Source organism: Elstera litoralis (genome assembly GCF_000963705.1).
Taxonomy (GTDB): Bacteria; Pseudomonadota; Alphaproteobacteria; order Elsterales; family Elsteraceae; genus Elstera; species Elstera litoralis.
Genome location: NZ_LAJY01000322.1, coordinates 1 through 4,397 on the forward strand (window position 1 = coordinate 1; position 4,397 = coordinate 4,397).

A 4,397-nucleotide genomic window follows, 5' to 3' on the forward strand; every position below is an offset into this window, starting at 1 on the left:
GTTTTCGAGCACATCTCGCCCAAGAATATCTTCTTCCCAGTCATTGCTTTTCGAAGGGGCAACAAAGACTTTATCGATCGTATAGCCGGTCTTATTCGTTAGGCGAAAATCTTGCTTGGATTGCGCCTGCGCAATACCGGCACTGGCCAAGAAAGTTACGGCAACCGCAATAGAAACAAAACGCATGACATCCTCGCGACACTATTATGATAGGTGCCGCACTATACCGCATTTAAGACGATATAAAAATAGAATATGGCGATTTCCACTGCATTCAAGCGCTCATTTTCCGTCGCGGAATGGTAATTTTGAACCATTTATCCTGTTATTTTTCCTAGCAGCCTCATCTCGGTCTGAATTTTCTCTCCGAGGTCTCTAAGCCATCACCCCGAAAATCCACCCCTCTTCCCGCTGCACCGGCTCCCGCTCAGCGCCAGGAAGGCCCGGAAGGGTGAAATAGGGGGTGAGGTCGGTTTCTGCCGCCCAGGCGCAGAGCCCCGCCACTTGCCGCGCGTCCTTCACCAACCCGGCAGCGCCGAGATCGGGCCGTTCGGCGGGCACCGGCAGCCGCGAAGGGAAAATCTCGGTGAGGGTAATCTGGGCGTCGGGGACCGAAAACCCCGTCTCGAACGGCCAAATGCGGCAGTGCGGGGCAAGGCCGGGTTCGTGGCGTAGGCGGAAGAGGAAGGGAATCCCCATCAGGCTTTGCCCGCCGACACTGCCAGTGGTGAACAGCTTCCACGGCGAATGGGCTTTGCCAAGTTTTTCGGTAAGACGGGTTTCCGTGAGCCCCCAAGCCGGGTTCCACGGCGGGCGCTTCATTGTCAGGTCGGGCCGGGCCGCTTTTGCGGGACACGACCAGAAAGGGCCGGGCGGGGCACCGATGCGCCGGTTGAGGGCGGCGGCGACGCTGAAGCGGTTATTGCTATTGTCCGGCCCGTCCTGAATGGTCCGCGCCAGCAAGGCCCAGATCGCGGCCCAAGGCGGCCCGTCGAGTTGAAGCGCCTGGGCAAGGCCGCGCGGATAGGCGAAGGCGAAATCGAACCCCACCAGTACGCGCCGCCCAGCCTGGGCTTCCGCCGTCAGCAGCGTTACTAAATCGCCGTAGAGCGCGGTACGGGTCGGCGGGTTCCACAAGCGCGGCAACGCCTCGCCCCGGCGCAAGAGCGCCATCCACAGGCTATCCGCGCCGGTTTTCGGCACGGCGGCGGCGCTCCAGTCGATCATCACCAGCGTGTCGAACGCGCCCATTCTAGCCCCGCTGTTGCGCTACTGCCCACAAGGCATCCAGGTTCAGATGAGTTTCCAGGTGATCGGCCAACCCGTCCAGCACGGTTTCGATCTTGGCCTCAAATCCCGCCGAGGCGCGCCGCTCCGGGCGAAAGCGGGCGAGGAAAGCGGCGCGAAAGGCGTCGCTGGCGAAGAGCCCGTGCAGATAACCGCCGCCGACGCGGCCATCGCGGCTCTGTGCCCCATCCGGCCCATGCGGTAGTAACAGCAGCGGGCGCGCAGTATCCGGCCCCTCAGTGCGACCGATGTGGATTTCATAGCCCGTCACCGGAATTCCCTCCGGCGTCGTGCCTTGGACCGGACGCAGTATCTTATCGCCCGCCAGCGTGGTTTCGACATCCAGCAGCCCGAGCCCTGGCTGAGACCCCTGCACGCCCTCGACACCCGCCGGGTCATGCACCCAGCGCCCGAGCATCTGATAGCCCCCGCAAACGCCGAAGACCGCGCCGCCGTGGCGGTGGTGGCTCAGAATATCCAAATCCCAGCCCTGGGCGCGCAGAAACGCCAGATCGGCCAAAGTCGCTTTCGTGCCGGGCAGCAGGATCAAATCCACGTCGCGCGGGATCATCTGGCCCGGTGGAATAAACAGAATCTCCACATCCGCTTCGGCGCGCAACGGATCGAGATCGTCGAAATTGGCAATCCTGGAAAACATCGGCACGGCGATGCGCAACGGCCGGGATGAGGCGGTGGACGGGCGCTCCAGCACGACCGCGTCTTCGGCAGGCAGCAGGGCAACATCGCGAAACCAGGGCACGACACCAAAGCTCGGCCAGCCGGTGCGCGCTTCAATCGCGCGCAAGCCGCCGTCGAACAGGCGCACATCGCCGCGAAACTTATTGACGATGAAGCCTTTGATTTGGGCGGCATCCGCAGGCTCCAGCACGCTCTGCGTGCCGACCAGAGCCGCGATCACCCCGCCCCGATCGATATCGCCGACCAGGACTACCGGCACGCCTGCGCGCCGGGCGAACCCCATATTGGCGATGTCGCCCGCGCGCAGATTAATTTCCGCCGGGCTGCCCGCGCCTTCGATCAGCACCAGATCGGCCTCGGCTTCGAGGTGAGAGAAACTGTCCAAGACCGCGCCCAGCAGCCGGGCTTTCAGCGCCTGATACTCGGCGGCCTCGGCGGCGGCCAGCGCCTTGCCGTGGACGATGACCTGCGCGCGCCGGTCGGTTTCCGGCTTCAGCAAGACCGGGTTCATATGGACCGATGGGGCCACCTTCGCCGCGCGCGCCTGCAAGGCCTGCGCCCGGCCAATCTCGCCGCCGTCCGCCGTTACCGCCGCATTGTTCGACATATTCTGTGGCTTGAACGGGCGCACCGAAAGCCCGCGCCGGGTGAAGGCGCGGGCGAGGCCTGCGGTGAGCAGGGATTTCCCCACATCCGACCCGGTGCCTTGCAGCATCAGGGCCCGGGGGCGTTGCCGAGGCGGCATTATTCTTTGCTGTTGAGGGCGGCTTTCAGCGGGTTAGAGCCATAGTTTTCGAACTTGCGCTCCACCACAATCGCGCGCGTCGTCGAGCCGCTGCCGTAATAGGCATTATTCCACTCTTCGCGCGGCGACAGAACGCTGCCTTCGAGCGAGCCGCCGCCGAACAGCCCCGAGGTCTTGCTGTAGGTGTAAATATCCGCCGACATATTGGCCGTGGTCGAGGCTTCAACCCCCGCGCCCACCGGCCCGACCGCGACCGAGGCATCGGCGCCGAGCTTCATCGAATTATTCAGAATTTTGCGCAAACCGCCTTCATTCATGATGATGAGCATCACTTCCGACTGCTGCACGCCAATTTGCAAACCCAGCGAGCCGGAGCCCATGCCGAAGAACGCGGGCGACGACCAAGTGCCATCCGGCCCCTTGACCAGCAGCACGCCGTTGCCGCCTTCGCCGCCCAGGATGAACCCGGCTTTGAAGAGATTGGGGAAAACCATCACGCCATAGGCGCGCTTCAAGAGATTATTGATCGGTTTCCCGAGATTGGCATCGGAGCGCAGGCTATCGACGCTGATCTTCGCGCGGTCAACCAGTTCCTGTTGATCGTTGGCCAGCACCGGCTTGACGATCATCATCAGGCCAAGCATCACGCTCGCGGCCAGGGCAGTTATGCGGAACATCATTCTCTCCTTACACGTATCGCCTTCAAGGGGCTGCGCTTTTCTAGCCCGCTAATAAGACGATTGTAAGGCATCTCAAACGCCGCACGGCCAGACGCGGGGGCTATGACCGAAATATCCCCGCGTCCGTCCAGAGGTTTTACGGCGTGGTGAGTGTGATTTTCCGCCGACCCTCGACGCCGAGGGTTTGGAGGGTTTCGCCGAAATGGGCTTTCATCAGCGCGGCATGCCGCCCATTCTGGAGGAGCAGTTTCAGGCCAGAGTCGAGCGGCTTCGCGTAATCCTTGTTTTTCGGCGCGAGGTAAAAGCGGAAATCCCGCTCATAAACCAGCAATAGATTTTTTTCGATCACAAGTTCCGGGTTGGCCGCCGCTTCCGGCACGATTTCCGTCACGCCGCGCGAGAAATAATCGACTTTCCGATCCCCCGCCGCGACCATCTTATAAAGCGCCCGCCATTCGCCCGCCTGCTCATGGACGGGAAGTCCATTGGCCTTCCATACAGCCACGTCGAACCACCCTTGGCCGAAGCCCGCCACAAGGTTCGTGGCCTTAAGATCGGCCAAGGAGGTCACGGCCGCATATTTCGCCTGATCCGCCGCCCGAATCAGAAAGACGCGCTGGCCAATCAAACCGTTGGTCAAGGGGACATCAATGCCAACGTATTTTTGATCCCGTTCGGTCGATTGAACGAACCAATGAACATCCAAACCGCCGTCTTCCAGCATCGAACCGATGCGCGGTTGCGGAACATCGGCGCGTTTTTCAATCTCAACCGGCTTATTCCCCGCCGCCAAAGCTTCGCTCAGCAACGCATGATAGAAGGCATGCGTATTATCGGAGAATGAGACAAGCTTTAGCGTCTGAGCCGATGCGAAAGGGCTCGCAGCAAGCGCAGTGAGCAGGACAAGCGATTTTAGGAACTTCATACTCTTTCTCCTTATTTTTATAAAACTAACACCTACCGGCGACTTATAAATGAATAACAAA

The 4,397-nt window shown here is 61.0% G+C and carries 4 protein-coding genes and 1 pseudogene; all 5 read right to left on the minus strand.

The window, feature by feature from the left end; genetic code table 11:
• Positions 1-186: pseudogene (locus tag VZ95_RS12725) on the minus strand (hypothetical protein); the annotation flags it as partial.
• Between the two features lie 189 nt (positions 187-375).
• The gene (locus tag VZ95_RS12730) at positions 376-1,251 is read right to left on the minus strand and encodes a hypothetical protein (RefSeq protein ID WP_052711736.1); all 876 of its coding nucleotides are present in this window, start codon (positions 1,249-1,251) and stop codon (positions 376-378) included.
• Between the two features lies 1 nt (position 1,252).
• The gene (locus VZ95_RS12735) at positions 1,253-2,701 is read right to left on the minus strand and encodes a cobyric acid synthase (RefSeq protein ID WP_232302645.1); all 1,449 of its coding nucleotides are present in this window, start codon (positions 2,699-2,701) and stop codon (positions 1,253-1,255) included.
• A gap of 29 nt (positions 2,702-2,730) precedes the next feature.
• Positions 2,731-3,411, minus strand: coding sequence for a lipid-binding SYLF domain-containing protein (locus VZ95_RS12740; RefSeq protein ID WP_045776181.1), 681 nt, complete (start codon positions 3,409-3,411; stop codon positions 2,731-2,733).
• 136 nt (positions 3,412-3,547) lie between these two features.
• Positions 3,548-4,336 carry a hypothetical protein gene (locus tag VZ95_RS12745; protein WP_045776182.1) on the minus strand — a complete coding sequence of 263 codons (789 nt, stop codon included), beginning with the start codon at positions 4,334-4,336 and terminating at the stop codon, positions 3,548-3,550.
• Positions 4,337-4,397: the final 61 nt, after the last annotated feature.